The following is a 24,369-nucleotide window of genomic DNA, read 5'->3' on the forward strand; positions in this document are numbered from 1 at the left end:
TAGAATTCGACCCATGCGCTCCACACCCGTATCCGCCGACGAAATGCTCAAGCTGGACAACCAGCTTTGTTTTGCCGTGTATTCCGCCTCGCTGGCCATGACCAGGCTCTACAAGCCGGTGCTGGAAAAGCTGCAGCTCACCTACCCGCAATACCTCGTGATGCTCTCGCTCTGGGAGCACGACGGCCCCACGGTCTCCGCGCTTGGCGATCGCCTTTCGCTCGACTCCGGCACCCTCACCCCGCTGCTCAAGCGCCTCGAAGCCAGCGGCTACGTGAGCCGCGTGCGCGACGTGGCCGACGAGCGCCGGGTGCACATCACGCTGACGGCCGTCGGCCGCCAGCTCAAGACCCGCGCCGCCGACGTGCCTGAATGCCTGATGGCCGCCGCCCAGTGCTCGGTGCCCGAACTGGTTTCGCTCACCCAGCAGATCCAGACGCTGCGCGACCGCATCAGGAAAGCCGCCTGACGCAGCGCCCCCGTTTCTCCCCGCCGAGGCTGCTTGCGGCCGAAGCTTTTTCCCCAGCCTCTCTCCACTCCATCACCAAAGGAATCACCATGACCACCAAGCTCGACAAAGTGCTCTACACCGCAGAAGCCCACACCGTCGGCGGCCGTGACGGCGCAGGCAAGTCCAGCGACGGCGCCATCGACGTCAAGCTGAGCTCGCCCGGTTCCGGCAAGCCCGGCACCAACCCCGAACAGCTGTTCGCGGTCGGCTACGCCGCCTGCTTCATCGGCGCCATGAAGGCCGTCGGCCCGAAGATCGGCGTGAAGGTGCCGGAAGACGTCGCCATCGACTCCAGCGTTTCCCTTGGCCCGACGAACGGCGGCGCCGCCTACGGCATCGCCGTGAAGCTGGCGATCACGCTGCCGGGCCTGGATGCCGATGCCAAGAAGAAGCTGGTCGATACGGCTCACCAAGTCTGCCCGTACTCGAACGCCACCCGCGGCAACATCGACGTCGAACTGACGATCGCCTGATCGCCCCCCAGCGCCAATGAACAAGCGACCTGGCCACAAGCCGGGTCGCTTTTTTCATGCCCGTCGATGTCTCACGGGTGACGCCAAAAGCCGCCGCGCGATGGCGCCTTTCACCAAGCTTGGCTAACGTCGCGGCCAGCCCATCCACCAAACGCCGGAGCTTCGCCCATGAGCACCACCAGCCTTCTCATCCGCAAGGACCAGCTCGCGACCACGCGGCTGCACACCGCCACCGACGAGCCGCTGGCCGACGGCCAGGTGCGCGTGCGCATCGACAGCTTTGCGCTCACGTCGAACAACATCACCTACGCCGCCTTCGGCGACGCGATGAGCTACTGGCAGTTCTACCCGACCGGCGAAGAAGGCTGGGGCAGCATCCCCGTGTGGGGCTTCGCGAGCGTGGTGCAGTCGCTGCACCCGGGCGTGGCGGTGGGCGAGCGGCTCTATGGCTACTGGCCGATGGCCACCGGCACGGTGCTCAGCCCCGGCCGGCTGTCGCCCGAACGCTTCACCGACACGGCGCCGCACCGCGCCGAGCTGCCCGCGGTCTACAACCAGTATTTCCGCTGCGCGAGCGACCCGCTCTACACCGCCGAGTCGGAAGACACGCAATCTCTGCTGCGCCCGCTGTTCATCACCTCGTGGCTCATCGACGACTTCATGGGCGACAACGATTTCTTCGGCGCGAAGACCATGCTGCTGTCGAGCGCGTCGAGCAAGACGGCCTACGGCACCGCCTTCCAGTTGCACCAGCGCGAAGGCATCGAGGTGATCGGCCTCACCTCGCCGGCCAACGTGGCCTTCTGCGAAAGCCTGGGCTGCTACGACCGCGTCGTGACCTACGAGGCGCTCGACACCATCGCCGCCGACACGCCCTGCGTGTACATCGACTTCGCGGGCAACGGCGCGCTGCGCAACGCCATCCACGCGCGCTTCGCGAATCTCGCGTTCAGCAGTTCCATCGGCGGCACGCACGTCGAGCAGCTGGCTTCCAAGGGCGCCGGGAAAGACCTGGCCGGCCCGCGCGCCACGCTGTTCTTCGCGCCCGCGCAGATCAAGAAGCGCACGACCGAATGGGGCGCCGAGGAGTTCGGGCGCCGCATGGTGGCCGCCTGGCACCACTTCATCGCCACCGCGACCGACGCCAACAAGCCCTGGCTGCGGGCCGAGCGCCACCACGGCGGCGAGGCGGTGCAGGCCGCCTATGCGCAGGTGCTGGCAGGCAAGGGCGATCCGCGCGCGGGCCATGTCCTTTCTCTTTACAAACAACCCGGCGACGCCTGACCCCGAAAGCGCGCGTGTGGCGACAATCGCCACATGACTCCTTCTTCCGCGGCGCCCGCGAACACACATCCTTACGAGAGCCTCACGCCCGACGTGGTGCTCGACGCGCTCGCGACGCTCGGCCTGCACGGCGACGGCCGGCTCACCGGCCTGAATTCCTATGAGAACCGCGTCTACCAGGTCTACCTGGAAGATCGCAGCGCAGTGGTGGTCAAGTTCTACCGCCCCGGCCGCTGGAGCGAAGCCGAGATCCTCGAAGAGCACGGCTTCTCGCTCGAGCTGGCCGCCGGCGAAGTGCCCGCCGTGCCGCCGCTGGCCTTCGACGGCAAGACCCTGCACCACCACGCCGGCTTCGCTTTCAGCGTGAGCCCCTACCGCGGCGGCCGCGCGCCGGAGCTCGACGATTTCGAGGTGCTCGAATGGGTCGGCCGCTTCCTCGCGCGCATCCACACCGTGGGCAGCGCGAAGCCCTTCGAGGCCCGCCCCGCGCTCGACCTGCAGACCTTCGGCCTGGACTCGCGCGACTGGCTGCTGGAGAACGACAAGATCCCGATGGACGTGCAGCGCGACTGGGAAACCGCCTGCAACGCGGCGCTCGACATGGTGCGCCAGACCGCCCTGGCGCTGCAGCCGCCGGCCTCCGACTTCACTCCGCGCAAGCTGCGACTGCACGGCGACGTGCACCCCGGCAACATCCTGTGGACGCCCACCGACCGCCCCGGCGGCGGCCCGCACTTCGTCGACCTCGACGACGCGCGCACCGGCTTCGCGGTGCAGGACCTGTGGATGCTGCTGTCGGGCGACCGCGCGCAGCGCACCGCGCAGCTGTCGGGCCTGCTCGACGGCTACGAGCAGTTCCGCGAATTCGACCGGCGCGAGCTGGCGCTGATCGAGCCGCTGCGCACGCTGCGGCTCATCCACTACAGCGCGTGGCTCGCGCGGCGCTGGGAAGACCCGATCTTCCCGATCAACTTCCCGTGGTTCGGCTCCAGCGACTACTGGAAGGGCCAGATCCTCGTGCTGGAAGACCAGTGCGAACAGATGGCGGAAGACCCGCTCTACGCCTGAGCCTGCTCGGCGGCGATGCTGTCCGCCACGCCCTGCAGCAGCCGCTCGACCAGCACGTTGGCCGGCCCGCTGCGCCAGACGCCATAGGCCTCCGACTGCGCCACCGCGCGGTCGAGCGGCCTGAACACCGCGCCGCGCAAGGCTGAATTCCGCATCGCCTGCGGCACCAGCGCCACGCCCAGACCCTGCGACACCAGCGAGACCACCGCCAGCCAGTGGCGCACCTCATGCCGCACCTCGGGCAGGAAGCCGGCGTCGGCGCAGATCGACAGGATGCGCTCGTGATAGTCGGGCGAGACCTCGCGCGAGAACAGCACGAAGGGCTGCGCGCGCAGGTCGGCCGGCGCCAGCACCCGCTTGCGCGCGAGCGCATGCCCCGCCGGCAGGCAGGCCACGAACGGCTCCGACAGCAGCAGCCGGTGCTGCAGCTCGAGCGGCACGCGCCGCGTGTGGGCAAAGCCCAGGTCGAGCCGGTCGTTCAGCAGCTCGGTGATCTGCACGCCGGAATTGACCTCGCTCAAGGTGATGCGCACCGCCGGATGCTTCGCCTGGAAAGCCCGCAGCGCCTGCGGCAGGCCCCGGTACAGCATTGCGCCGACGAAGCCGATGCGCAGCCGCCCCGCCGAGCCCAGCGCCACGTCGCGCGCCTCGACCGCGGCCTCTTCCGCCTGCAGCAGCACGCGCCGCGCCGAGATGCGCAGCGCCTCGCCGGCCGGCGTGAGCCGCACTTCCTTGCTGTTGCGCTCGAACAGGCGCGCGCCCACCGTGTCTTCGAGCTGGCGGATCGCCACCGACAGCGGCGGCTGCGAGATCGAAAGGCGCCGCGCCGCCCGCCCGAAGTGCAGCTCCTCGGCGAGCACGGAGAAGTAGCGCAGGTGCCGCAGTTCCATGAATAGTCAGATCGAATCGAACAAGACCAAATCGATATTAGACACGGATCGTCGCGGCTTCAACAATGCGCCAAATCAAGGAGACAAAGCGCATGTCCGCAACGCAAGCCCATCCGATTCCCGACCGGCACGGCCAGAACCTGTTCACCACCGACGCCGAGCTGCACGCCCTGCTCGCGCTCTACCTGCCCGAAGACCTGCGCCGGCACATGCAGCCGCACTTCGAGCGCCTGGGCGGCCTTGCGGGCGGCCTGCTCGACGAGCTGGCCGGCACCGCCGACCGCAACCCGCCCGTGCTGAAGCAGCGCACGCGCACCGGGCTGGACGACCAGAAGATCCTCAAGCACCCCGCGTATGTCGAGATGGAACGCCTGGCGCTCGCCGAGTTCGGCCTGGCCGCCATCTCGCACCGCAACGAGACGCTGGGCTGGCGCGGCAAGATGCCGCCGCTCGTCAAATACGTGCTGACCTACCTGTTCGTGCAGGCCGAGTTCGGCCTGTGCTGCCCCGTGTCGATGACCGATTCGCTCACGCGCACCCTCAAGAAATTTGGCAAGCCCGAACTGGTCGCGAAGTACCTGCCGCGCCTGACCTCGCTCGACTTCGACGAACTCGCGCAAGGCGCCATGTTCATGACCGAGCAGGCCGCCGGCTCCGACATCGCCGCCACCGCCACGCTGGCCCACCAGGAGGCCGACGGCAGCTGGCGCCTCACGGGCGACAAGTGGTTCTGCTCCAACCCCGACGCCGATTTCGCGATGGTGCTGGCGCGCGCCGATGATGAATCGGGCGGTTTGCCCGGCATGAAGGGCGTGTCGCTGTTCCTGCTGCCGCGCCGGCTGGACGACGGCAGCCTCAACCACTACCGCATCATCCGTCTGAAGGACAAGCTGGGCACGCGCTCGATGGCCAGCGGCGAGATCCGCCTCGAAGGCGCGGTCGCGTACCTCGTGGGCGAGGCCGGCCGGGGCTTCGTGCAGATGGCCGACATGGTCAACAACTCGCGCCTGTCGAACGGCGTGCGCGCCGCCGGCCTGATGCGCCGCGCGGTGGCCGAGGCCGAGTTCATCGCGTCGGAGCGCCGCGCCTTCGGCCGCACGCTCGATCAGATGCCGCTGATGCAGCGCCAGCTCGACAAGCTGCGCCTGCCGGCCGAGCAGGCCCGCACGATGGTGTGCCAGACGGCCCTGGCGCTGGCCCGCTCCGACGCCGGCGAGCCCGATGCCTACGCGCTGCTGCGCATCCTCACGCCGCTCATCAAGTTCCGCGCCTGCCGCGATGCGCGCAAGGTCACGGGCGATGCGATGGAAGTGCGCGGCGGCTGCGGCTACATCGAGGAATGGAGCGACGCGCGCCTGGTGCGCGACGCGCATCTGGGCTCGATCTGGGAAGGCACCAGCAACATCGTGGCGCTCGACGTGATCCGCGCGGTGAAGCGCGAAGGCTCGCTGCCCGTGCTGCGCGCGCACTGCCAGAAGCTGCTCGACGACGCCGCGCTGGCGCCTGCTTTCGCCAAGGCCCTGCGCGACGCGCTGGACCGCGCCGCGGCGCTGACCGAGACCGCCGCGCGCGAAGGCGGCGACGTGCTCGCGCGCCAGGCCGCGTCGGCGCTCTACCACTGCACCAGCGCCATCGCGATGGCCTGGGAGGCCGCGCACGGCGGCTCCGCGCCGCGCCTTCGCTGGGCGCAGCTGGTGCTGCTGCACCGCGTGCTGCCGCGCGACCCGCTCTCGCCCGACGCGATGCCCGCGGACTGGAACGGCACCGCCGCCGCGCGCCCCGCGGAAGCCATCGCCTGAACCTGTTTTCCCAGCTCATCACACAAGAACCGGAGACATCCCTTGAAACGCTTCATCTTCCTGCTGACCGCGTGCGCTTCGCTCGTGGCCGCCGTCCCCGCCGCGCATGCGGCCGATGCCTTTCCCACCAAGCCCTTGACGCTGGTGGTGCCCTTCCCGCCCGGCGGCCCGACCGACGCGATGGCGCGCACGCTCGCCGCCGAAATGAAGGACCGCCTCGGCCAGCCCATGATCGTGGAGAACCGCGCCGGTGCCGGCGGCAACATCGGCGCCGAATACGTGGCGCGCGCCGAGGCCGACGGCCACACGCTGATGTTCGGCACCTCGGGCCCGCTGGCCATCAACAAGAGCCTGTACCGCAAGATCAACTACGACCCGGTGAAGAGCTTCGCGCCGGTGATCCAGGTCGGCTACCTGCCCAACATCCTGGTGGTGAACCCCGCCCTGCCGGTGAAGACCGTGCCGGAGCTGGTCGCCTACGCCAAGGCCAACCCGGGCAAGCTGAGCTATGCCTCGTCGGGCAACGGCGCGTCGTCGCACCTGGCGGGCGTGCTCTTCAATTCGGTGGCGGGCACCGACCTGCAGCACATTCCGTACAAGGGCACCGGGCCGGCGCTCAACGATTTGCTGGGCAACCAGGTGAGCATGACCTTCACCGACATCCTCACCGCGCTGCCCTACGTGAAGGCCGGCAAGCTGCGCGCGCTGGGCGTGGCCACCTCGGCGCGCTCGCAGGCGCTGCCCGACGTACCGACGATCGCGGAGCAGGGCTACAAGGGTTATGACGTGAGCGTGTTCTTCGGCATCGTCGCGCCGGCCGGCACGCCCGCCGACCGCGTGGCCAAGCTCAACCACGCTTTCGCCGAAGTGCTCAACTCACCCAAGGTGAAGCAGATGTTCACCGCCCAGGGTCTCGAAGCATCGGCCGACACATCGCCGCAGAAGCTGGGGCAGTTCATTGCCGCGGAGTCGGTCAAGTGGAAGGACGTGGTGCAGAAGTCCGGGGCGCAGTTGGACTGATTTGACGGCTTTGTTCGGGGGAGCGCGCCCCGAAACAGCGAACAAACGAAAGACCGAAATGACACAACCCCAAGGCGCCCTCGCAGGCATCCGAGTGCTGGACATCTCCCGCATCCTCGGCGGCCCCTACTGCGGACAGATCCTCGGCGACCACGGTGCCGACGTGCTCAAGGTCGAGCCGCCGCAAGGCGACGACACCCGCACCTGGGGCCCGCCGTTCAAGGAAGGCGTGGCCTCGTACTACCACGGCCTCAACCGCAACAAGCGCGTGCAGCACCTCGACTTCTCGACAGAAGAAGGTCGCGAATCGCTGCTCGCCCTGGTGGCCGAGGCCGACGTGCTCATCGAGAACTTCAAGACCGGCACCATGGAACGCTGGGGCATCGGCTACGACACCCTGTCGCAGCGCTTCCCGCGCCTCGTGTGGTGCCGCGTCTCCGGCTTCGGCGCCGACGGCCCGCTCGGTGCCCTGCCCGGCTACGACGCCGCCGTGCAGGCCATGACCGGCATCATGAGCATCAATGGCGAAGCCGATGGCGGCCCGCTGCGCGTCGGCCTGCCCGTGGTCGACATGGTGACCGGCCTCAATGCAGTCATCGGCGTGCTGCTCGCGCTACAGGAGCGCAACCGCAGCGGACGCGGGCAGTTCGTGGAAGCGGCGCTGTACGACAGCGGCCTGTCTCTCTTGCACCCGCACGCGGCCAACTGGTTCATGGACGGCACCGAGCCGCGCCGCACCGGCAACGCCCACCCCAACATCTACCCTTACGACGCGCTCGCCACCGGCACCGACCCCGTGTTCGTCGCCGTCGGCAACGACCGCCAGTTCGCCAGCCTGTGCCGCTGCATCGGCCTGCCCGAGCTCGCGGAAGATCCGCTTTACCGCAGCGCCGGCGCGCGCTCGGTGCACCGCGACGGGCTCAAGCAGCGGCTCGAAGCGGCGATGGCCGCCTTCGACGGCCGCCAGCTGGTCGAGCAGCTCATGGCCGCCGGCGTGCCCGCCGCGCCGGTGCTGCCAGTCGATGCCGCGCTGCAGCACCCGCACACGCTGCACCGCGAGATGGTGGTCGAGATGCCCGGCGGCTACCGCGGCATCGGCGCGCCGGTGAAGCTGAGCCGCACGCCGGCGAGCTACCGGCATGCGCCGCTCACGCCGGGCGAAGCCTTCCTGCCGCAGGACTGATCGGCGGAGCGGCTGCCTCAACGAGGCGCGGTGCGCCCGCGCCCGATGCCGTAGTACGCGATGCCAGCCGCTTCCACCTGCGCCGCGTCGTAGACATTGCGGCCATCGAAGATCGCCGGCATGCGCAGTTCCCGCGCGATCCGCGCCAGGCTGACTTCGCGGAACACCGGCCACTCGGTCACCAGCGCCAGCACGTCGGCGCCCTGCAGCGCCTCCTGCGCATCGGCGCACCAGCGCAGGCCGTCGCGCTCGCCGACGATGGCGCGCGCATTCGCCATCGCGGCCGGGTCGTACGCCTGCACGCGCGCGCCGGCGGCCAGCAGCCGCTCCAGCAGCACCAGGCTCGGCGCGTCGCGCATGTCGTCGGTGTCGGGCTTGAAGGCCAGGCCCCACACGGCGACGGTCTTGCCCGCGATGCGGCCTTCGAAGTGATGCGTCATCAGGTCGAACAGCCGGCCTTTCTGCTCGTGATTCGCGGCCTCGACCGCCGAGAGAATGCGCAGCGCATGGCCGTCGCGCTCGGCCATGCGCGTCAGCGCGCGCACGTCCTTGGCGAGGCAGGAGCCGCCGTAGCCCGCGCCCGCCTGCAGGAAGTCGGGCCCGATGCGATGGTCCGCGCCGATGCCGCGCCGCACCATCTCGATGTCGGCGCCCGCATGCCCGGCCACGCGCGCCATCTCGTTCATGAAGCTGATGCGGGTCGCGAGCATCGCGTTGGCTGCGTACTTGGTGAGCTCGGCCGAGCGGCGGTCCATCACCAGCAGCGGCCTCTCGGGTTCGCTCACGAACGGCGCATAGAGCCGGGTCAGCAGGTCGATGGCCCACGGGTCCTGCGTGCCGATCACCACGCGGTCGGGCCGGCGGCAGTCGCGCACGGCCGCGCCTTCGCGCAGGAACTCGGGGTTGGCCGCCACCGCGATGCGCAGCGACGCGCCGCGCCGCGAAAGCTCGCCGCTCAGCACGGCCTCGACCTGGTCGGCCGTGCCCACGGGCGCGGTCGACTTGCACACCACCAGCGCCTCGCGCTCGCGGTGCCGCCCGATGCCCGCCGCCACCGCCATCACATGCCGCAGGTCGACGCGCCCTTCGGCATCGGCCGGCGTGCCGACCGCAATGAAGAGCACGTCGCCATGCGCGCACGCGGCCTGCGCGTCGGCGGTGAAGCGCAGCGTGCCGGCGGCCAGGCCCTGGGCCACCAGCGCTTCCAGGTCCGGTTCGTGCAAGGGCATCAGGCCGCGCTGCAGCCCCTCGATGCGCGCCAGGTCGGCGTCGGTGCACAGCACCTCGTGGCCGGCTTCGGCCAGGCAGGCCGCGAAGCTCAGGCCCACGTAGCCGGCGCCGAAGAGGCTGACCTTCATGGGCGGCCCGACGACACCGGGCACTGGTGGACAGCGCGGTTGTGCGATAAAAGCAGGATGGATTCTTTCAAAACCGTGTCCGGACAGGAAAATTCGATGATGCCCGATCAAGTTGCCGCGCGTTGCGCGCTGGTCCTGGAGACCAACAACCTGCGCGGCGGAGCGGATGCCGAGGCAAGGGCCGGCGCCAGCCTGCAGCGCCTGGTGGCACTGCTCGCAAGACAGAAGCTGCCGCTCGCGGCGCTCGCGCAGGTGGTCATCACGCACGATGGCCTGAGCCCCGCCACCTGCGACGCGGTGAGCGCGCTCGCAGGCCGGCCGGTCGACTTCGTGCGCATCGACGCGGCCACCGGCTACTACGACGCCAAGAACGTCGGCTTCGCGGCCACCGACGCGCAGCGCTGCACGCACGTGGTGTTCGCCGATGCCGACTGCCTGCCCGACGACGACTGGCTGCTGCAGATGCTGCTGCCGTTCACGCAAGGCGCCGATGCGCCCGCGGTGGTGGCCGGCCGCACCAGCTACGCGGCCAACGTGGTCGGCACCGCGCTGACCACCATCGACTTCATGTACTTCCCCAACGCCGACCACGCCGGCGCCACGAGCAACTTCTACGCGAACAACGTGGCCTTCCGCCGCGAGGTGTTCGAGCAGCACAGCTACCAGGCGCTCGACGGCGTGTACCGCGCGCACTGCCAGGTGCTGGGCATGCGGCTGAAGGCGGCGGGCGTGCCCATTCACTACGCGGCGGCGGCCCACACCGAACACCGCCTGCCCGACACGCGCATGGAAGCGCTCAAGCTGCGCTGGATGCGCGGACAAGACACCTATTCGCTCACGCCGCACCTGCTGCGCAGCTACGTGTCGCCGCGCTGGCAGTGGCTCGCCAAGAGCGGCCCCATCGGCCCGCTGTGCGTGCTGTTCACGCGGCTGGGCTTCAGCATCAAGGCGCTGAACCGGCAAGACCTGCCGCCGCTGCGCGGCCCGCGCTGGCTTTCAGGCGTGGCGCTGATCCTGGGCTTCTCGGCCGTCGACATGCTGGGCGCCTTCGCGCGCGGCATCGGCTGGCACACCACGGGCCGCACCAACGCGGATGCGCAGGCGCTCTCCTATCACCGGCCCTGAGCACAGGCCGCACAAGAACAACGAACAACAAAGACCATGCACATCCGCTCTTCGCTTACGGGTCGCCGCGCGGCGCTCGGCCTCGCGCTCGCGGGCGCCTTCACGCTGGCGGGCGCCGCCGACTTCGCCGGCCGCGGCGTCTTCAACTTCAAGTCCGATGCCGGCTGCCCCTTCGCCGCGCTGGCCGGCGCGGGCAACGACTGCAACCGCCTCGCGCTCGACGATCCCGACACGCACGCGGCGCTCGACAGCGCCGCCCACACCATCCGCTTCAGCAACACGCGCGGCTATGCCGACAAGACCATCGTCGGCGACGTGCTGCTGCAGGGCTCGGGCCAGGCCCGCAACGGCGGCCGGCGCGTGCCGCTGACCTTCCATGCGCTGCTGAGCCGCTCGGGCAACGACTGGTCGGTGAGCAGCCATGCGCACACGCCCGTGGGCGACGAGTTCAGCGACATCCGCATCGATGCCTATCAAGTGGTGGTCAACGACGGCGGCACCGACCGCGTGGTGCTCACGCCCGCGCAGATCACCGAAGCACTCGCCAGGCCCTCGCTGACCGCGCGGCTCGCGAACGTGCTGGTGCAGGTGGAGGACAACCGCGCGAACGGAGCGAAAGACGCCGACATCACCATCGGCCTGGGCCTCGGCAAGGCGTCGAAGTCGGTGGCGCGCGCGCGCTTCCATGCGCCGGCCGCCAAGGGCCGCGAGCTGGCCGACGCGATGCAGCAGGGCAACTGGACGCTGGAGCTGCAGGCACTCAGCGGCAAGATCCCGCGCCAGGTGGTGCAGCGCGACATGTTCCTGTACGGGCTCGAGTCGCAGTCGCTGCTGCAGCCGCTGCTGCAACGCGGCTTCCACAAGAACGAGAAGCTGGTGCTGGGCGCGGCCAACGGCAAGGGCTATGTGCGCTACGACGGCCAGCAGCGCGAGTTCGCGGGGGCCGACGCCGCGGCGCGCGCCTTCCTGCAGGACAGCTTCATCGGCCTCGTGCTGGGCTGGCAGCAGCAACAGCCGCAGCAGCAGCCCGTGCAGGCCAAGGCCGATGGCCGCTGATCCGGCGTCTGGCACTTCGGCCGGCTTCGGCTGCCTCGCCCCGCCACGGCTTCGCGGCTGGCCCGCGCTGCAGGCGCGCATCGTGCACCACCTCAAGCGCGCCGCGCTGCGGCAACTGCATGCGAGCAACGCGGGCGAGATGCTGCTGCTGCGCTTCTACCTCGTGGGCGAGGAGTCGTCCGAGCAGGCACTGCAGCGCGAGTTGCGCATCGCCCCGCCCGACTGGCTCGCGCGCCAGCTCGACCAGCACCTGGCCGACGAGCAGCTGCATGCGCGCCTGTTCGCCGAAGCCATCGTCCAGCGCGGCGGCAGCGCGCAGGCGGCCGCCTCGCCCGAAGAAGCGCCCCGGCCCGACTGGTTCAGCCGCCGCAAGCTGGCGCGCTGGCAGCAGCTGATCCGCCGGCATGCCCCGCACTTCGCGCACGGCGGGCTGGTGCCGGCCTATGCCATCGGCCTGAGCGCGGAGCAGATGGCTTCGCGCATCCTGCAGCGCCACTGCGTGCTGATCGGGCCGCAACATGCGCTGCACCCGCTGCTGTCGCGCGTGCTGGCCGACGAGGACCGGCACATCCGCCTGTGCAGCCGCACGCTGCAGCGCTGCGTGGCGCCGCACGAGGAGGCGCGGCTCGCGCAGCTGATGCGCGAGGTGCGCGACACCGAGCGCGGCTTCGGCATCACCGGCGCGGCCGGGATGTGGCTGGCCGGCGTGGCCCTGCGGCTGCGCCCCGGTGCGGCGCGGCCGGCACGGCACCGGCACCACGCCTGAGCGATGCCGCCGCGCATCCTCTACCTCGCGACGGCGGACGCGCGCGGCCACCTGATGCGCGCGCAACTGCTGACGCACGCGCTGCGCGAGGCAGGCGCGCAGGTGCAGGTGCTCACCACCTCGGACGAAGGCGCGCGCTTCCTGGCCGGCTTCGGCATCGACGCGCCGGTGCTCTCGCGCCACTACGCGGTGCAGTTCGACAAGGAGCAGAACATGCTGCGCCGCGAGACCGACCGCAACGTGGCCCACTACATGTTCCGCCCCACGCGCATGCTGCGCGACGTGCTGCGGCTGAGCCGCCGCTTCCGCGAAGCCGACCTGGTGGTGAACGACTCCTTCCACCCCGCGCTGCTGCTGATGGGCTGGCTGCCGTTCTGGCGCCGCAAGGTCGTGCACGTGTACGGCGCGAGCCTGCGGCACGCGCTGCAGACCAACTTCGAGGGCCGGATGCCGGGCGCCGTGGCCCGGCTGTTCGGCGGCATCGTGGCCTGGCAGATCGACCGCAGCCTCGCGCGCATCGCGCACGACTTCGCGCACGGCGAACCTTCACACGACGGGCGCGGCGGCTGGCGGCTGCCGACACCTGTCGCGGTGGTGGATGCAGCGGCCCATTCACAGGCGGCCACGCCGCGCGTCGCCGCCGTCTACCTGAATCCGCATTTCGAGGAGCCGGCGCTGGCCGAAGGCCTGGAGCAAGGCCTGGCCGACGCGGGCCTGCCGGCGCATCTGGTCGGCGAAGGCTATGCCCGGCGGCCCCGCTGGCATGCGCGCGACGAGCACTGGATCGAGGCCGCCGCGCGCAGCGCCTTCATCGTCTCCGCGCCGGGCATGGCGGCGCTGTCGATCGCGGCGGTGTACCGCAAGCCGATCCTGCTGCTGCTGACCGACCAGCCCGAGCAGGCGATCAACGCCGGGCGCGCGGCGCAGCTCGGGCTCGAGCACCGGGTGGTGGTGTGGCGCGGCGACGCGACCAAGTTCGCGCGGGCCGTGGCAACCGCGGCGGGCGAGCTGCTCGCCATGAATGCCGGCAACACCACGGATGCCGCCGAGGGCCGGCAGGCCGCCATCGACCGGCGGCAGCACTGGGTCGCGCTGCTGATGCGCCTTGCCGGCGGCAAACCGGCTACCCCATGACCCCGCGCGCGGAATCGACCACCGCGCGGAACACCTTCGCCGCCGCGCGCAGCGGATGCATCTCGGCCCACGGCATCGCCGAGGCCTTCGGCGGTGCCGAGATCACACCGCGCCCCATGCGCAGCGACACCTGAAGCCGCCTGATCGTGAATGAGGGCCGGGCCAGCGCCCGGCGCGCCACCGCGCGGCCGGCGTCCGCCACCACGAACTGCAGCACCAGACACTTGCGCGCCGCCGTGGCCTCGATGTCGAACACCAGGGTGCGGCGCCGCGCGCCCGTCACGCGCTGGGCCGGCAGCACCACGCCGTCGAACATGGCGTGCACGCTCGTGGCCTTGGCGTTGCTGCGGTAGTCCACCCGCACCTCGATGCGGTGCGGCTGCTGGTGCGACAGCGATTGCGAGGGCGCCAGCGCGGGCAGCGGTATCACCAGGCTGGCCAGCTCGCCCTCGCTGCGCGCGCCCTCGCCGTCGAAGCCGGCCCAGCCGTGGCTGAGCCAGCCGGTCGCGGGGCTGCCGGGGTGGAACATGTAGGGCCGGTCCATCCGCAGCTCGGCCACGTCGCGCAGGCCCTGGCTCTTGTCGTCGAAGCCCCAGCGCAGCGCGAAGGCCTGCTCGATGGCGGCGGCCGGCCAGGCCGTGGACCCCGCGGCGGCATCGGCCGCCAGGGGCGAGAGGTCGCCGCAGGCCTCGGCCATGAAATCCATCGCGCCGAGCCCGGCGCCGATCGGAATCCAGCCCGAGCATGCCGCCGGCAGCTGCGAGCGCGCGTTGCGGTCCGCATGGATCAGCGCATGGGCGGGCTTGCGGAAATAGCGCGCCTCGGTCAGCACGCTGGACGACAGCGCCGAGGCGAAGTGCACGTTGTTCGCCGACAGCAGCGCATAGGTGTTCTCCTGCGTCCACGCGACGTTGGGAATGGCCCGCGCGATCGGCGCGAGGTCGTGCAGCGCGGGCTCGTACGGATGCGGCTTGATGACCAGCAGGTCGACCCCGCGCGCCAGTTCGCGCAGCGGCGCGATCACGCTGGCCGGATGCATGGTGCGCCCGCCGCCGACCAGCGACAGGTCGACCAGGCTCTGGCCGAAGAACAACCCCACGCGCAGCCGCGGGTCGAACAGCGAAGCGGCGCCGCGCCTTGCGAAGTAGCCCTTGATCACGCTGGCGTGGTTCCAGAACAGCTCCTCGTCCACCCGGCGCGCGCGCAGCGCGGCCTCGATGGCGGGGTCGTTGGTGCGGGCGCAGAAGTGCAGGTGCTCGGTGAAGCGGCGCGGGTCGATCTCGATGTCGAGGTAGCTGGCGCCGCCGCGGTGGATGCAGTGCTGCAGCGCCGGCGTCAGGCCCCAGCCGATCACCAGGCAGCCGGGGTCGAACACCGGCATGCCGTCGCGCCCCGCCAGCGGCGAGAGGTCAGCGATGCAGGCGCGGGCCCAGCCGGCCGGCGTGCAGGGCAGCTCGAGCCGGGCCATGAGGCGCGCGACGTCGATGCGCCCGCCTTCGGACAGCGGCGCGACCTCGTGCACCGGCAGGCCCAGGCGGCCGAGCGCGGTGTCGAAGAAAGCCCGCAGGAATCGCCGGTTCGCGACGTGGTAAGTCAGGCCGTTGGCGGCGGAACGAAAAAAATCGTCCGCGAAGACGACGTGGTGGAACCGGCGAGTTTTCATCGTTTTTCTGGGCGGGAGCGGCCTGCCCCTGCACACCGTCCCGCCGACCCTTTCTGGCGATGAGCCAATCTAGGCAGCGACTCTTAGCCAGGAATGAGCACTTCGCGGCACGCGCGCAAAGTTGCCGTAAAGGCGCCGGCGGCTCAGTCGAGCACCAGGTTCAGGTCGCGAATGAGCGGATGCCAGCGCCCCGACTCGGCCTGCAGCAGCGCCGCGAACTTGCCGGGGCCGTCGCCCGCGGCCTCGATGCCCAGGTCGGCGAACCGGGCCAGCACCGCCGGGTTGTGGATGGCGCTGGCCACCGCCTGCTGCAGCCGCGCCACCAGTTCGCTGGGCGTCTTCACCGGCACCACGAGCCCCAGGAGCGTGGCGGCCTCGACGCGCGGCATGCCGAGCTCGGCGAAGGTCGGCACCGCCGGCAATTGCGCCAGCCGGCGCGGATGCGCCACCGCCAGCGCGCGCAGCTTGCCGCTCTCGATGAAGCGGCGGGCCGCCGCCAGGTCGCACATCATGGCCGGCAGCTGGCCGCCGGCCACGTCGGCCAGCGCGGGCGCCGCGCTGCGGTAGGGCACGTGCACCATCTCCAGGCCGGCCTCGCGCTCGAGCAGTTCCATGGCCAGGTGCTGCGGGCTGCCGGTGCCGGCGGAGGCGAAGCTCACCTTGCCGGGAAAGGCGCGCGCGTCGGCGATGAAGGCGCGGGCGTCTTTCTCGCCGGTGGACGGGCCGACCAGCAGCACCATCGGCAGCCGGCCCATGAGCGTGACCGGCGCGAAGTCGCGCGCGGGGTTGTAGCTGAGGTTGCGGTAGAGCGCGGGGTTGAACACCAGCATGCCGTTGTCGGCCGACAGCAGCGTGTAGCCGTCGGCCGGCGCGCGGGCGGCCTCGATGGCGCCCAGCGCGGTGTTGCCGCCGGCGCGGTTCTCGATGATCACCGGCTGCCCGCTGTCGACCGCCAGTTGGGCGCCCACGGTGCGCGCGACGATGTCGGCGCCGGTGCCGGCCGGGTACGGCACGATCCAGCGGAAGGGCTTGGCGGGATAAAGAGGCTGCGCCGTCGCGCCCCTGAAACCGACCGACAGGGCGGCTGTGGACAGCAGTTGCAGCAGAAGCGGTCGGCGGCGGATCATGGGCAGCATGGGCGGGCGTCTCCGCCCCCATGTTAGGGCCTGTTCAATCGCGAGACACCGCGGGAGAGGGGCCCGGGGGCGAGCCTCATCCTGCCCTGCTGGTCTTCAGGCCTTGCGCCGCGGCCCAGCCCGCCACGTCCTCGCGCTTGATGGCGGCGGCCATGAGGCCCGGGAACGCATCGGGCGTGCACGCGAACGAGGGCACCCCCAGCGCGGCCAGCTTGGCGGCCAGGTCGCGGTCGTAGGCCGGCGCGCCTTCGTCGCTGAGCGCCAGCAGCGCGATGAACTGCACGCCGGCCTCGACCAGCTCGTTGGCGCGGTGCAGCAGCTTTTCTTCCACGCCGCCTTCGTACAGGTCGGAGATCAGCACGAGGATGGTGTTGCGCGGCTCGCGGATCAGGCCCTGGCAGTAGCCCACGGCGCCGTTGATGTCGGTGCCGCCGCCCAGCTGCACGCCGAACAGCAGGTCGACCGGGTCCTGCAGCTGCTCGGTCATGTCGACCACGCTGGTGTCGAACACCACCAGCTTGGTCGCCACCGCCGGCAGGCTGGCCATGACGGCGCCGAAGATGCTCGAATAGACCACCGACGCGGCCATGGAGCCGCTCTGGTCGATGCACAGGATCACCTCGCGCTGCGGCTGCCGCGCCTTGCGGCCGTAGCCGACCAGCGACTGCGGCACCACCGTGCGGTATTCGGGCTGCCAGTGGCGCAGGTTGGCGCGGATGGTGCGGTTCCAGTCGATCTCCGAATGGCGCGGGCGGCGGTTGCGCTGGCTGCGGTTGAGCGCGCCGCTCACGGCGCTGCGCATCGGCTCCTCGAGCTTCTTCATGAGCTCGTCGACCACCTTGCGCACCACGGCGCGCGCGGTGTCCTTGGTGCCGGCCGGAATCACGCTGGCCAGCGCCACGAGGTTGGCCACCAGGTGCACGTCGGGCTGGGCGTTCTCGAGCATCTCGGGTTGCAGCAGCATCTGGCGCAGGTTGAGCCGCTCCATCGCGTCGCGCTGCATCACCTGCACCACCTGGCTCGGAAAGTACTTGCGGATGTCGCCGAGCCAGCGCGCCACGCTGGGGGCCGAGTCGCCCCGGCCGCCGCGCTGGCCGCCCTGGCCCAGGCCGCGCCGGCCGTCGGCCTCGTAGAGCGCGGCGAGCGCCATGTCGATCTCGCGCACCCGGCCTTCCACGGCGCCGCAGCTGGGCGTGGCCTCGCTGCCGAGCACCATGCGCCAGCGCTGCAGGCGGTCGGTGGAGGGCGGCGTCTCGTCCGCGGACGCGGCAACGGTGTTGGTGGTGTTCATGCCTTCACTCCCAGCAGTTCCCGCAGCAGCGGCAGCGCGAGCACCGCGCGCGATTCGTCCCAGTCCGCGGCGGCGGTGGCGACCGCCGCCGTGCCGCCTGTTCCACCCGTGGCGCCGCGCTTGGCGCGCTCGCCCAGTGCGCGCCGGTCGGCGCCAGAGAAGTCCGCGAAGCTGCGGCGCACCAGCGGCAGCACCTGCAGGAAGTGTTCTTCGCCCAGCGCCGACAGCCACGCATCGACCAGCGACCACACGGCCTCGTCGTGCAGCAGCACCATCGCGTTGCGGTTGAGGAAACCTTCGAGCCACGCGGCCGCCTCGGTGGGCGGAGCGCCGACCGAGAGGTTGCGCGCGAGCTGCTGCGAGGCGCCTTCGCTGTCGATCTGCGCATCGTCGAGCAGCAGCCGGCAGACCACGCCGCGCAGCAGCGGCGCGGCGCTTTCGCCGAACGCAATGGAACGCAGCGCGCCGCGCCATGCGGCGGTGGTTTCCTCGCCGTCGCGCAGGCGCACCGCGTCGTGCGCGGCGATGAGGCTGGTGCGCAGCGACTCGGCCGCCTCGGCGTCGAGCGCGCCGCATGCAATGGGCAGGCCGATGGCGCCGCGCACGATCAGGCTGTCGAGCACGTGCGACAGCAGCGCGCTGTCGGTCTGGCGCACGCTGCCGTAGCGGAAAACGTTGGCCAGCGGCGGCACCGCGCCGATGAGCTGCACCGCGTCGCCGGTGAGCGCGGCGCGGTCTTCGAGCGCGCGGGTCACGGCCTGCACCGCCGCTGGCAGGTCGGCCAGCAGCACGGTGTCGACCTGCTCGGCCAGCACGCTGAGCGAGCCTTCGCCGGCCAGCTTTTCCATCACGCGCGAGGTGGCGGCATGCGCCACGGTCGCGCCGAAGCGGCTGGCCTCGATGATGCGCAGCGCGAACTCCGGCTGCCACTGCAGCTGCCACACCTCGTGGAAGGTGCCGCGGCTCGAACGCTGGCCGGCGGTGGGCGCGCCCCACGGCAGCTCGAGCAGGCGCAGCCGGTGCAGCAGGTGGCTGCGCGCAAGGTCGTTGGGCTGGCGCAGGTCCAGGTCGAGCGTGCGCGCGGTGGCCTCGGGCTTCAGGCGCAGGCTTTTTTGCTGCTGCTCGATGTCGCGCTGCAGCGGCACGGTCGGCACCTCGGCCGGCACCTGGCCCATGCGGTCGCCGACGGTCAGGCGCTCGCGGATCAGCGTGAGCGGCGCCTGCTCGCCCATGCAGATCACGCTGCGCACGGCCTCGTCCAGTTCGGGCAGGCCGGGTGCCGGGCGTTCGCGCAGCGCGGCGAGCGTGTCGGCCAGGCGCGTGGCCTCGATCAGGTGGGCGGAGGAGCAATCGAGGTCGTGTTCGCGCAGGAGCCGCGCCACGCGCGCGAGCCAGCCGGTGCTGCGGCCCGCCACCTGCTGGCCCTGCTGCCAGAGGTGCTCGTACCAGCCGGGCGAATCGATGCCCGCGCCGTAGCCGCTGGCGCTGGTGAGGTGGCGGTAGGTCCACGGCACCCAGGTGGCGAGCACCTTGAGCCTGGGCAGGCCCTTGAGCAGCGCGGCGTCGGCCTTGGCGGTGGCCGCGCCCTGCAGCGCCGGCACGTGCCAGGCGCCGCAGACCACGGCGATGCGCTGGTGGCCGGCCTTGACGGCTTCGCGTATCGATTGCCGCATGAAGGCCTCGCGCAGTTGCTCGCGCTTCGCGGCGCGCGGGCCGCGGCGGTCTTCGGGCGTTTCGGCGCGCACGGCCGTCATGGCCTCGGCGATGGCGCCGAACAGGTCTTCGCCGTCGCCGCGCTCCTCGACCATGTGGTTCCACCAGCTCTCGCCGTCGGCATAGCCGGCTGCATGGGCGAGCCAGTCGAAGGGGTCGTCGGGGATCTGCGGCTGCGCCGCTTCTTCACCGGCTGCGGATTCGGCGGCCGGTGCTTCGTCGTGTTCGTCGTCGCCCAGCGGCTCGCCGGTTTCGGCTTCGGGTGCTTCCTGAGCCTTGGCGGCCTCGGCTTCGTCGGCCGCGCGCGCGGCCTGCTCGATCGCCATGCGGTGCGACTGCGGCAGGTCGATGAAGCGCACCGGCAGGTTGCGCGACACGCCCCATTGCAGCGCCTGCCATTCGGGCGAGAACTCGGCGAAGGGATAGAAGGCCGCGAGCCCCGTGTCCTCGCCCGCGTGGATCAGCATCGCGACCGGCGGGCGCAGGTCGGCATGCGCCATGAAGGACAGCAGGCCTTCGGCGTCTGGCGGCCCTTCGACCAGGATGCAGTCGGGCTGCAGCGACTCGAAGGCGCGCAGCAGGCTGCGCGCGCAGCCGGGCCCGTGGTGGCGGATGCCGAAGTAGTGCAGCGGAGAGCCCATTTTTCAGTGCGTCGGGAAAATGAAGATGCCGGGGCTCAGAGCCCGTAGCGCGCTTCCATGGCCTCGTGCCATTCGGTCGGCTCGCCGGCCGCGCGGGCCAGCTCGGTCCAGCACAGCTGGTGGCCCTTGCACAGCGCCGCCACGCGCGCCGCGATGGCGCGCGGCGGCACGTTGGCGGGTGCCGTCACTGCAAGGTAGAGGCCGGGAAGGTCGGCTTCGTCGCCGTCTTCTTCGTCATCGCCGCCTTCCCCGTCTTCGCCTCCCGCGTCGGCATCGCTCACCCGGTAGTTGTCGTTGCTGTACTGCCAGGTGCTCCAGCCCGCCTCGTGGAGCGCGTCGCGCAGGGCGCTCACGCTTTCCTCGCCCGGGTGCACGCCGTCGATCATGTAGCTCGGGCCGTACGGGCCCTTCTCCAGCACGTGCAACGGCGCGGTGAAGACGCGGGTGTAGGTGCGCAGTTCTTCCTCGTCCTCGGGCGGCTGCTCGGCCAGCTTGGGCTCGAACACCACCCAGTCGTCCAGGCGCTGGCCGAGGCCGCGCGGCGAGGGCTGCACGATGCGCGCGGTGGCCGGGCCGGTGCGGCGCGCGAGCACGTCGCGCTCGCGGCCGTTTTCCTCGCAGCGCAGGTAGACCAGGCCCCAGTCTTCCTCGATGACGGCGTCGTCGGGCTCGCCGGCCTCGAGTTCCATCTCGAGCGCGCGGGCCTGCGCGCGCACGTCGGCCCACAGGCCTGCCGCGCTGGCGGCGATCAGCAGCTCCCAGCGGCGGCCCGGCTCGGGCGCTTCGTCGGCGGCAAGCACCATGCGGCGCTGCGCCACGGCCGTGTCGAAGTCCTTCAGTTCCATGGCCGCGTCGGCCCAGAGGCGGCGCGTGGCCGTGGCCTCGGGGTCGTGCGCCAGCACCTGCTCGACCAGCGGGCCGACCTGCGCGTAGCGCCCTTCCCTGAAGGCGATGCGCGCGCGGTACCACGCGGCCATGGCCGGCTGCGCGGCCTCGATGCGGCGCGCCTGTTCCTCGATGGCGTCCAGGTCGCCGGCGCTGAAGCACAGGCCGAACCAGTGGTTCTGCAGCGCGACCGATTGCGGCGCCGCCAGCACCATGGCCTGCAGCCGGCTGCGCGCCTCGTCGTGGCAGCCGTAGTTCGACAGTGCGGAGGCCAGCAGCATCGCCAGCCCCTCGTCGCCGGGCAGCGCCTGGTGCGCCTGTTCCAGCCACTGGATGACGGTCTCGTTCGACAGGCCCTCGGCCTCGGGCGAGCGCAGCCAGCCGGGCAACTCTTCGGGTGCGCAGGGCGCGGGCCTCGGCACGACGGCGGCGAGCGCCTGCCCGGCGCGCCGCACCTTGTCGGCGGCGCCGAAGTCCTCGCGCAGCAGCGGCACGTGATGGCCCGCACGCGCCACGGCCTGCGCCGCCAGCCACGGCACCTGCCGCGCGCCGGCCAGTTCGGCCTGCGCCAGCGCGAGGTCGATCAGCAGGCGGTGGCTGCCGACGGTGTGCAGGTGCTCGATGGTGGTCCGCAGCGCGTGGCCCAACGCGGGCGTGTTGAGTTCGGGCAATGCGCGCGCGGCGGCCACGGCGGCGCGGCACCACGACACATGGTCGGCCACCTCGATGTCGCCGAATGCCGGCAGCAGGTCCCAGCCGGCACGTGGATCGCCGGCCAGCGCGAGCGCGCGGCTGCGCTGCAGCAGGCGGGCCGACTGCTCGCGGCGATCGTCCTCGTCGGCTTCGTCCTCGGAGTCGTCGAGCAGCTTGAGCGCGGTGTGCGGGTCGCCGGCCGCGAGCCATTGCTCGACCTCGGTGGTGACGAACAGCGTGGTCACTTCCTCGCCAGCGCGGCGCTGCGCGTCGCGCTGGCTCTTCAGGTACAGCACGGCCTCGCGCGGCTGGCCCTGGTCGCCCATGGCATTGGCGCGCTCGATGCTCAGGCAGCCGAAGCAGCCCCAGCTCGGGTCGATGCGCGCCAGCGTCTCGTCGCAGACCGCGAGGCGCTCGTTGGCCCAGCCGGGCCCGTCGACATTGGCGTAGGTGGCCACCAGGTCCTGCGTGACGCACACGCTCTGCGGGCAGCCCTGGGTCTTGTCCTGGTGCGCCTGCTCGTAGGCATCGACCACTTCGCCGAGCTGAGACTCGCCGTGATGGCGCGCCACGCGCGAGGCGCACAGCCAGTGCTTGAAGTACACGTCGAGCCACGCGATGCCCAGGCCGCGCGCGCTGGCCAGCGCCTCGGGCACCAGCGCCTCGACCAGCGCATGGTTGCCCTGGAACTGCTGGTGCGGCACGTCGTGAATCAGGTAGGCCAGGCGCTGCTGGCCTTCTTCCTCGAGCCGGTCCGACAGGTCGTTGACCCAGGCGAAGCTGTCCATCGTGTTGATCCTCTCTCTTTGGTTTTTTCTAGGAGGCCGCGCGCGGCGCGCAGAGCGCGGCCACGGCCTGGCTGAAATCGGCCAGCAGCTCGACCAGCGGCGGCTGGCCCTTCAGTTCCTCCCCGCCCGGCGCCATGATGGCCTTGAAGCTGCGCAGCAGCGCGACCGCATGCGCGGGCACGGCGCGGCCTTCGCGGTGGCTTTGCAGCAGCGCCTGGATGGCCGGGTTGTCGAGGTTCACGTAAAGCCGCGCCGACACGCTCGCGTCGATGCGCTGGGTGAACGCGCGCGCCAGGCTGAGCGCGGCGCCGGCCATGCGCTTCCGGGCCTCGTCGGTCTCCAGCCGCGCCTTCAACTGCGCCTCGCGGTCGGGCACGGCGATCAGCGGCAGCTCGGGCGACACGAAGCGCGCGGGCACCACCAGCTCGCCCCATGCGAGGTGTTCGCGCAGCCATGCGAGTTCGCTCTCGGGCAGGTCTTCGCCGCGGAACATGCGGGCGTTGCCGGCGGCGGTGCCGATCTCGATGAGCTGCACGCCGCGATCGCGCACCCACTGGCGCAGGAAGCCGGCCACGGCATAGCGGTCGCCGCGCGCCACGGGCACCTGCAGCGCGCGGAACAGCACGTCCTCGAAGCCGCCGCTCTGGCCCAGGCTCAGGTGGATGCGGCCTTCGCGCACCAGGCTGCGCACCGGCAGGTCGCCCTGGCTGGTGGGCAGGCGCACGGCGTCGGCCAGCATGGTGAAGAGCTCGTCCTCGCACAGCGCGGCGCCCAGCAGCGCCTCGTTGTGGCGCGTGAGCAGGCGGCTCCAGGCCGGTGCCTGCGACTGCGAGAGGTCGGCCAGACCGCGGATCAGCGCGTCCTGGATATGGGCGCGCGTGGCCTGGTAGGCGGCGTCGCGCTGCAGATCTTCGCGGCTGGCGGTGGGCGTGAGCGCGTTCGACTCGATCACGCCGCCGATGAAGCCGGCCCACACCGGCAGCAGGTCGCGCGCCTCGTCGTCCAGCAGCATGCCGCGCACGTACACGCTCAGGTGGCGGTTGTCGCTGGTGCCGTAGGTGGCGCCGTCCTGCACCCACAGCAGGCCGCGCGCGTCGCTGTCGCCCTCGGGCTCCACGGGGATCACGCAGATGGGCTCGAAGTGCCGCTCCATGCGCGCCGCGAAGGCCATGCGCTGGCGCTGCAACACCGCGGGGTGCACCACCACGCCGTCGGCGGCGGCGCGCCACGGCGGCGCGTCGGCATTGACGCATTCGTCGTCGAACCACAGCGGCTCGCGCAGCAGCGCGCAGTAGCGCCCCAGCACCTTCTTGAGCACGCCGGCCGAGCACAGGTGGTTGAAGTCGCTGCGCATCGCCAGATGGATCTCGGTGCCCACGGGCCGTGCGTCGATGGCCTGCACCGCGTAGCGCCGCCCGTCCGACGAGCGGTAGCGCCAGCCTTCGCCGGGCGACTGGAACGAAGTGCTGTTCACCAGCACCTGCTCGGCCACCACGAAGGCCGAGAGAAAGCCCAGCCCGAACAGGCCGATGAGCTCGTCGCTGCCGTCCTTGTCGGACGCGCGCAGCTGCCGCGTGTAGCCGTTGCCCAGCGTGGCGAGGTACCGGTGCAGTTCCTGCTCGGTCAGGCCCGAGCCGTTGTCGCGGATGACGAGGGTCTGCGCCGCCTCGTCGGCCAGCACGTCGATGCGGCCGGCCTCGGTGAACGACGGGTCTTCGAGGCGGCGGCGCGAGATGGAGTCATGCGCGTTCTGGATCAGCTCGCGGATGGCCACCACCGGCGTGGAATACAGGTGCTTGGCCAGCACGTCGAACAGGCCGTCCAGGTGCACCTGGGTGGTCTGCAGCGCCGGAGTCTGCGGGGGAAGGTCCGGCGGTGGAAAGTCCGACATC

At 71.2% G+C, this 24,369-nt stretch carries 19 protein-coding genes; 11 read left to right on the forward strand and 8 right to left on the reverse strand.

Translation table 11 applies throughout. The features are described from left to right. The first annotated feature begins 13 nt into the window (after window positions 1-13). The 4 genes from L3V85_RS31320 to L3V85_RS31335 all read left to right on the forward strand — a co-directional run bounded on the left by L3V85_RS31320 (window position 14) and on the right by L3V85_RS31335 (window position 3,336). A complete protein-coding gene (locus tag L3V85_RS31320) occupies window positions 14-469 on the forward strand; it encodes a MarR family winged helix-turn-helix transcriptional regulator (protein WP_237676488.1) in 456 nt (151 codons plus the stop codon). 89 nt (window positions 470-558) lie between these two features. Then, window positions 559-984, forward strand: coding sequence for an organic hydroperoxide resistance protein (locus L3V85_RS31325; protein ID WP_237676489.1), 426 nt, complete (start codon window positions 559-561; stop codon window positions 982-984). A 168-nt stretch (window positions 985-1,152) separates the two neighbouring features. Continuing rightward, window positions 1,153-2,268, forward strand: a complete 1,116-nt coding sequence (locus L3V85_RS31330) for a DUF2855 family protein (RefSeq protein ID WP_237676490.1) — start codon at window positions 1,153-1,155, stop codon at window positions 2,266-2,268. A gap of 33 nt (window positions 2,269-2,301) precedes the next feature. Next, window positions 2,302-3,336: a serine/threonine protein kinase gene (locus L3V85_RS31335; protein WP_237676491.1), complete on the forward strand. Its 1,035-nt coding sequence runs from the start codon at window positions 2,302-2,304 to the stop codon at window positions 3,334-3,336. On the opposite strand, the gene L3V85_RS31340 is transcribed toward L3V85_RS31335, so the two are convergent. Beyond that, on the reverse strand, window positions 3,327-4,226 hold the full coding sequence (locus L3V85_RS31340) for a LysR family transcriptional regulator (protein ID WP_237676492.1): 900 nt from the start codon (window positions 4,224-4,226) through the stop codon (window positions 3,327-3,329). The two genes, L3V85_RS31335 and L3V85_RS31340, sit on opposite strands and share 10 nt — an antisense overlap. Before the next feature lie 92 nt (window positions 4,227-4,318). Between L3V85_RS31340 and L3V85_RS31345 the strand changes: the two genes are divergently transcribed. The 3 genes from L3V85_RS31345 to L3V85_RS31355 are packed head-to-tail and all read left to right on the forward strand — an operon-like array spanning window position 4,319 to window position 8,228. Then, the gene (locus L3V85_RS31345) at window positions 4,319-6,025 is read left to right on the forward strand and encodes an acyl-CoA dehydrogenase family protein (protein WP_237676493.1); all 1,707 of its coding nucleotides are present in this window, start codon (window positions 4,319-4,321) and stop codon (window positions 6,023-6,025) included. Between the two features lie 42 nt (window positions 6,026-6,067). Then, a complete protein-coding gene (locus L3V85_RS31350; protein ID WP_237676494.1) occupies window positions 6,068-7,045 on the forward strand; it encodes a Bug family tripartite tricarboxylate transporter substrate binding protein in 978 nt (325 codons plus the stop codon). Between the two features lie 58 nt (window positions 7,046-7,103). Continuing rightward, the gene (locus tag L3V85_RS31355; RefSeq protein ID WP_237676495.1) at window positions 7,104-8,228 is read left to right on the forward strand and encodes a CaiB/BaiF CoA transferase family protein; all 1,125 of its coding nucleotides are present in this window, start codon (window positions 7,104-7,106) and stop codon (window positions 8,226-8,228) included. A gap of 17 nt (window positions 8,229-8,245) precedes the next feature. On the opposite strand, the gene L3V85_RS31360 is transcribed toward L3V85_RS31355, so the two are convergent. Continuing rightward, entirely contained in the window at window positions 8,246-9,586 is a 1,341-nt protein-coding gene (locus tag L3V85_RS31360; RefSeq protein WP_237676496.1) for a UDP-glucose dehydrogenase family protein, read from the reverse strand. 96 nt (window positions 9,587-9,682) lie between these two features. On the opposite strand from L3V85_RS31360, the gene L3V85_RS31365 reads away from it, so the two are divergent. Genes L3V85_RS31365 through L3V85_RS31380 form a run of 4 tightly spaced genes read left to right on the forward strand, consistent with a single transcriptional unit; the run spans window position 9,683 to window position 13,667 of the window. Further along, window positions 9,683-10,711 carry a glycosyltransferase gene (locus L3V85_RS31365; protein ID WP_237676497.1) on the forward strand — a complete coding sequence of 343 codons (1,029 nt, stop codon included), beginning with the start codon at window positions 9,683-9,685 and terminating at the stop codon, window positions 10,709-10,711. 36 nt (window positions 10,712-10,747) lie between these two features. Beyond that, the gene (locus L3V85_RS31370; protein ID WP_237676498.1) at window positions 10,748-11,767 is read left to right on the forward strand and encodes a hypothetical protein; all 1,020 of its coding nucleotides are present in this window, start codon (window positions 10,748-10,750) and stop codon (window positions 11,765-11,767) included. Continuing rightward, the gene (locus L3V85_RS31375) at window positions 11,757-12,533 is read left to right on the forward strand and encodes a hypothetical protein (RefSeq protein ID WP_237676499.1); all 777 of its coding nucleotides are present in this window, start codon (window positions 11,757-11,759) and stop codon (window positions 12,531-12,533) included. Before L3V85_RS31370 ends, L3V85_RS31375 begins: the two co-directional genes overlap by 11 nt. 3 nt (window positions 12,534-12,536) lie before the next feature. Further along, window positions 12,537-13,667 carry a hypothetical protein gene (locus tag L3V85_RS31380; RefSeq protein WP_237676500.1) on the forward strand — a complete coding sequence of 377 codons (1,131 nt, stop codon included), beginning with the start codon at window positions 12,537-12,539 and terminating at the stop codon, window positions 13,665-13,667. Here L3V85_RS31380 and L3V85_RS31385 read toward each other — a convergent pair. The 6 genes from L3V85_RS31385 to L3V85_RS31410 form a co-directional block, all read right to left on the reverse strand. Beyond that, window positions 13,657-15,330: a hypothetical protein gene (locus tag L3V85_RS31385; RefSeq protein ID WP_237676501.1), complete on the reverse strand. Its 1,674-nt coding sequence runs from the start codon at window positions 15,328-15,330 to the stop codon at window positions 13,657-13,659. The two genes, L3V85_RS31380 and L3V85_RS31385, sit on opposite strands and share 11 nt — an antisense overlap. A gap of 143 nt (window positions 15,331-15,473) precedes the next feature. After that, complete coding sequence (locus L3V85_RS31390; protein WP_414080253.1) at window positions 15,474-16,457, reverse strand: Bug family tripartite tricarboxylate transporter substrate binding protein; 984 nt, start codon at window positions 16,455-16,457, stop codon at window positions 15,474-15,476. An 85-nt stretch (window positions 16,458-16,542) separates the two neighbouring features. Further along, window positions 16,543-17,757, reverse strand: coding sequence for a VWA domain-containing protein (locus L3V85_RS31395; RefSeq protein WP_237676503.1), 1,215 nt, complete (start codon window positions 17,755-17,757; stop codon window positions 16,543-16,545). After that, on the reverse strand, window positions 17,754-20,111 hold the full coding sequence (locus L3V85_RS31400) for a DUF5682 family protein (protein WP_237676504.1): 2,358 nt from the start codon (window positions 20,109-20,111) through the stop codon (window positions 17,754-17,756). The genes L3V85_RS31395 and L3V85_RS31400 overlap by 4 nt, the downstream gene beginning before the upstream one ends. A 35-nt stretch (window positions 20,112-20,146) precedes the next feature. Next, complete coding sequence (locus L3V85_RS31405; protein ID WP_237676505.1) at window positions 20,147-22,477, reverse strand: tetratricopeptide repeat protein; 2,331 nt, start codon at window positions 22,475-22,477, stop codon at window positions 20,147-20,149. 28 nt (window positions 22,478-22,505) lie between these two features. Continuing rightward, complete coding sequence (locus L3V85_RS31410; RefSeq protein ID WP_237676506.1) at window positions 22,506-24,368, reverse strand: ATP-binding protein; 1,863 nt, start codon at window positions 24,366-24,368, stop codon at window positions 22,506-22,508. Window position 24,369: the final 1 nt, after the last annotated feature.

This window comes from Variovorax paradoxus, assembly GCF_022009635.1.
Classification (GTDB): domain Bacteria; phylum Pseudomonadota; class Gammaproteobacteria; order Burkholderiales; family Burkholderiaceae_C; genus Variovorax.

Coding starts and splice junctions, on each gene's coding strand:
- L3V85_RS31390 (WP_414080253.1), bottom strand. CDS start 16,457: ATGATCCGCCGCCGACCGCTTCTGCTGCAACTGCTGTCCACAGCCGCC.
- L3V85_RS31330 (WP_237676490.1), top strand. CDS start 1,153: ATGAGCACCACCAGCCTTCTCATCCGCAAGGACCAGCTCGCGACCACG.
- L3V85_RS31400 (WP_237676504.1), bottom strand. CDS start 20,111: ATGGGCTCTCCGCTGCACTACTTCGGCATCCGCCACCACGGGCCCGGC.
- L3V85_RS31360 (WP_237676496.1), bottom strand. CDS start 9,586: ATGAAGGTCAGCCTCTTCGGCGCCGGCTACGTGGGCCTGAGCTTCGCG.
- L3V85_RS31335 (WP_237676491.1), top strand. CDS start 2,302: ATGACTCCTTCTTCCGCGGCGCCCGCGAACACACATCCTTACGAGAGC.
- L3V85_RS31355 (WP_237676495.1), top strand. CDS start 7,104: ATGACACAACCCCAAGGCGCCCTCGCAGGCATCCGAGTGCTGGACATC.
- L3V85_RS31410 (WP_237676506.1), bottom strand. CDS start 24,368: ATGTCGGACTTTCCACCGCCGGACCTTCCCCCGCAGACTCCGGCGCTG.
- L3V85_RS31380 (WP_237676500.1), top strand. CDS start 12,537: ATGCCGCCGCGCATCCTCTACCTCGCGACGGCGGACGCGCGCGGCCAC.
- L3V85_RS31325 (WP_237676489.1), top strand. CDS start 559: ATGACCACCAAGCTCGACAAAGTGCTCTACACCGCAGAAGCCCACACC.
- L3V85_RS31340 (WP_237676492.1), bottom strand. CDS start 4,226: ATGGAACTGCGGCACCTGCGCTACTTCTCCGTGCTCGCCGAGGAGCTG.
- L3V85_RS31320 (WP_237676488.1), top strand. CDS start 14: ATGCGCTCCACACCCGTATCCGCCGACGAAATGCTCAAGCTGGACAAC.
- L3V85_RS31385 (WP_237676501.1), bottom strand. CDS start 15,330: ATGAAAACTCGCCGGTTCCACCACGTCGTCTTCGCGGACGATTTTTTT.
- L3V85_RS31345 (WP_237676493.1), top strand. CDS start 4,319: ATGTCCGCAACGCAAGCCCATCCGATTCCCGACCGGCACGGCCAGAAC.
- L3V85_RS31405 (WP_237676505.1), bottom strand. CDS start 22,477: ATGGACAGCTTCGCCTGGGTCAACGACCTGTCGGACCGGCTCGAGGAA.
- L3V85_RS31365 (WP_237676497.1), top strand. CDS start 9,683: ATGATGCCCGATCAAGTTGCCGCGCGTTGCGCGCTGGTCCTGGAGACC.
- L3V85_RS31395 (WP_237676503.1), bottom strand. CDS start 17,757: ATGAACACCACCAACACCGTTGCCGCGTCCGCGGACGAGACGCCGCCC.
- L3V85_RS31375 (WP_237676499.1), top strand. CDS start 11,757: ATGGCCGCTGATCCGGCGTCTGGCACTTCGGCCGGCTTCGGCTGCCTC.
- L3V85_RS31370 (WP_237676498.1), top strand. CDS start 10,748: ATGCACATCCGCTCTTCGCTTACGGGTCGCCGCGCGGCGCTCGGCCTC.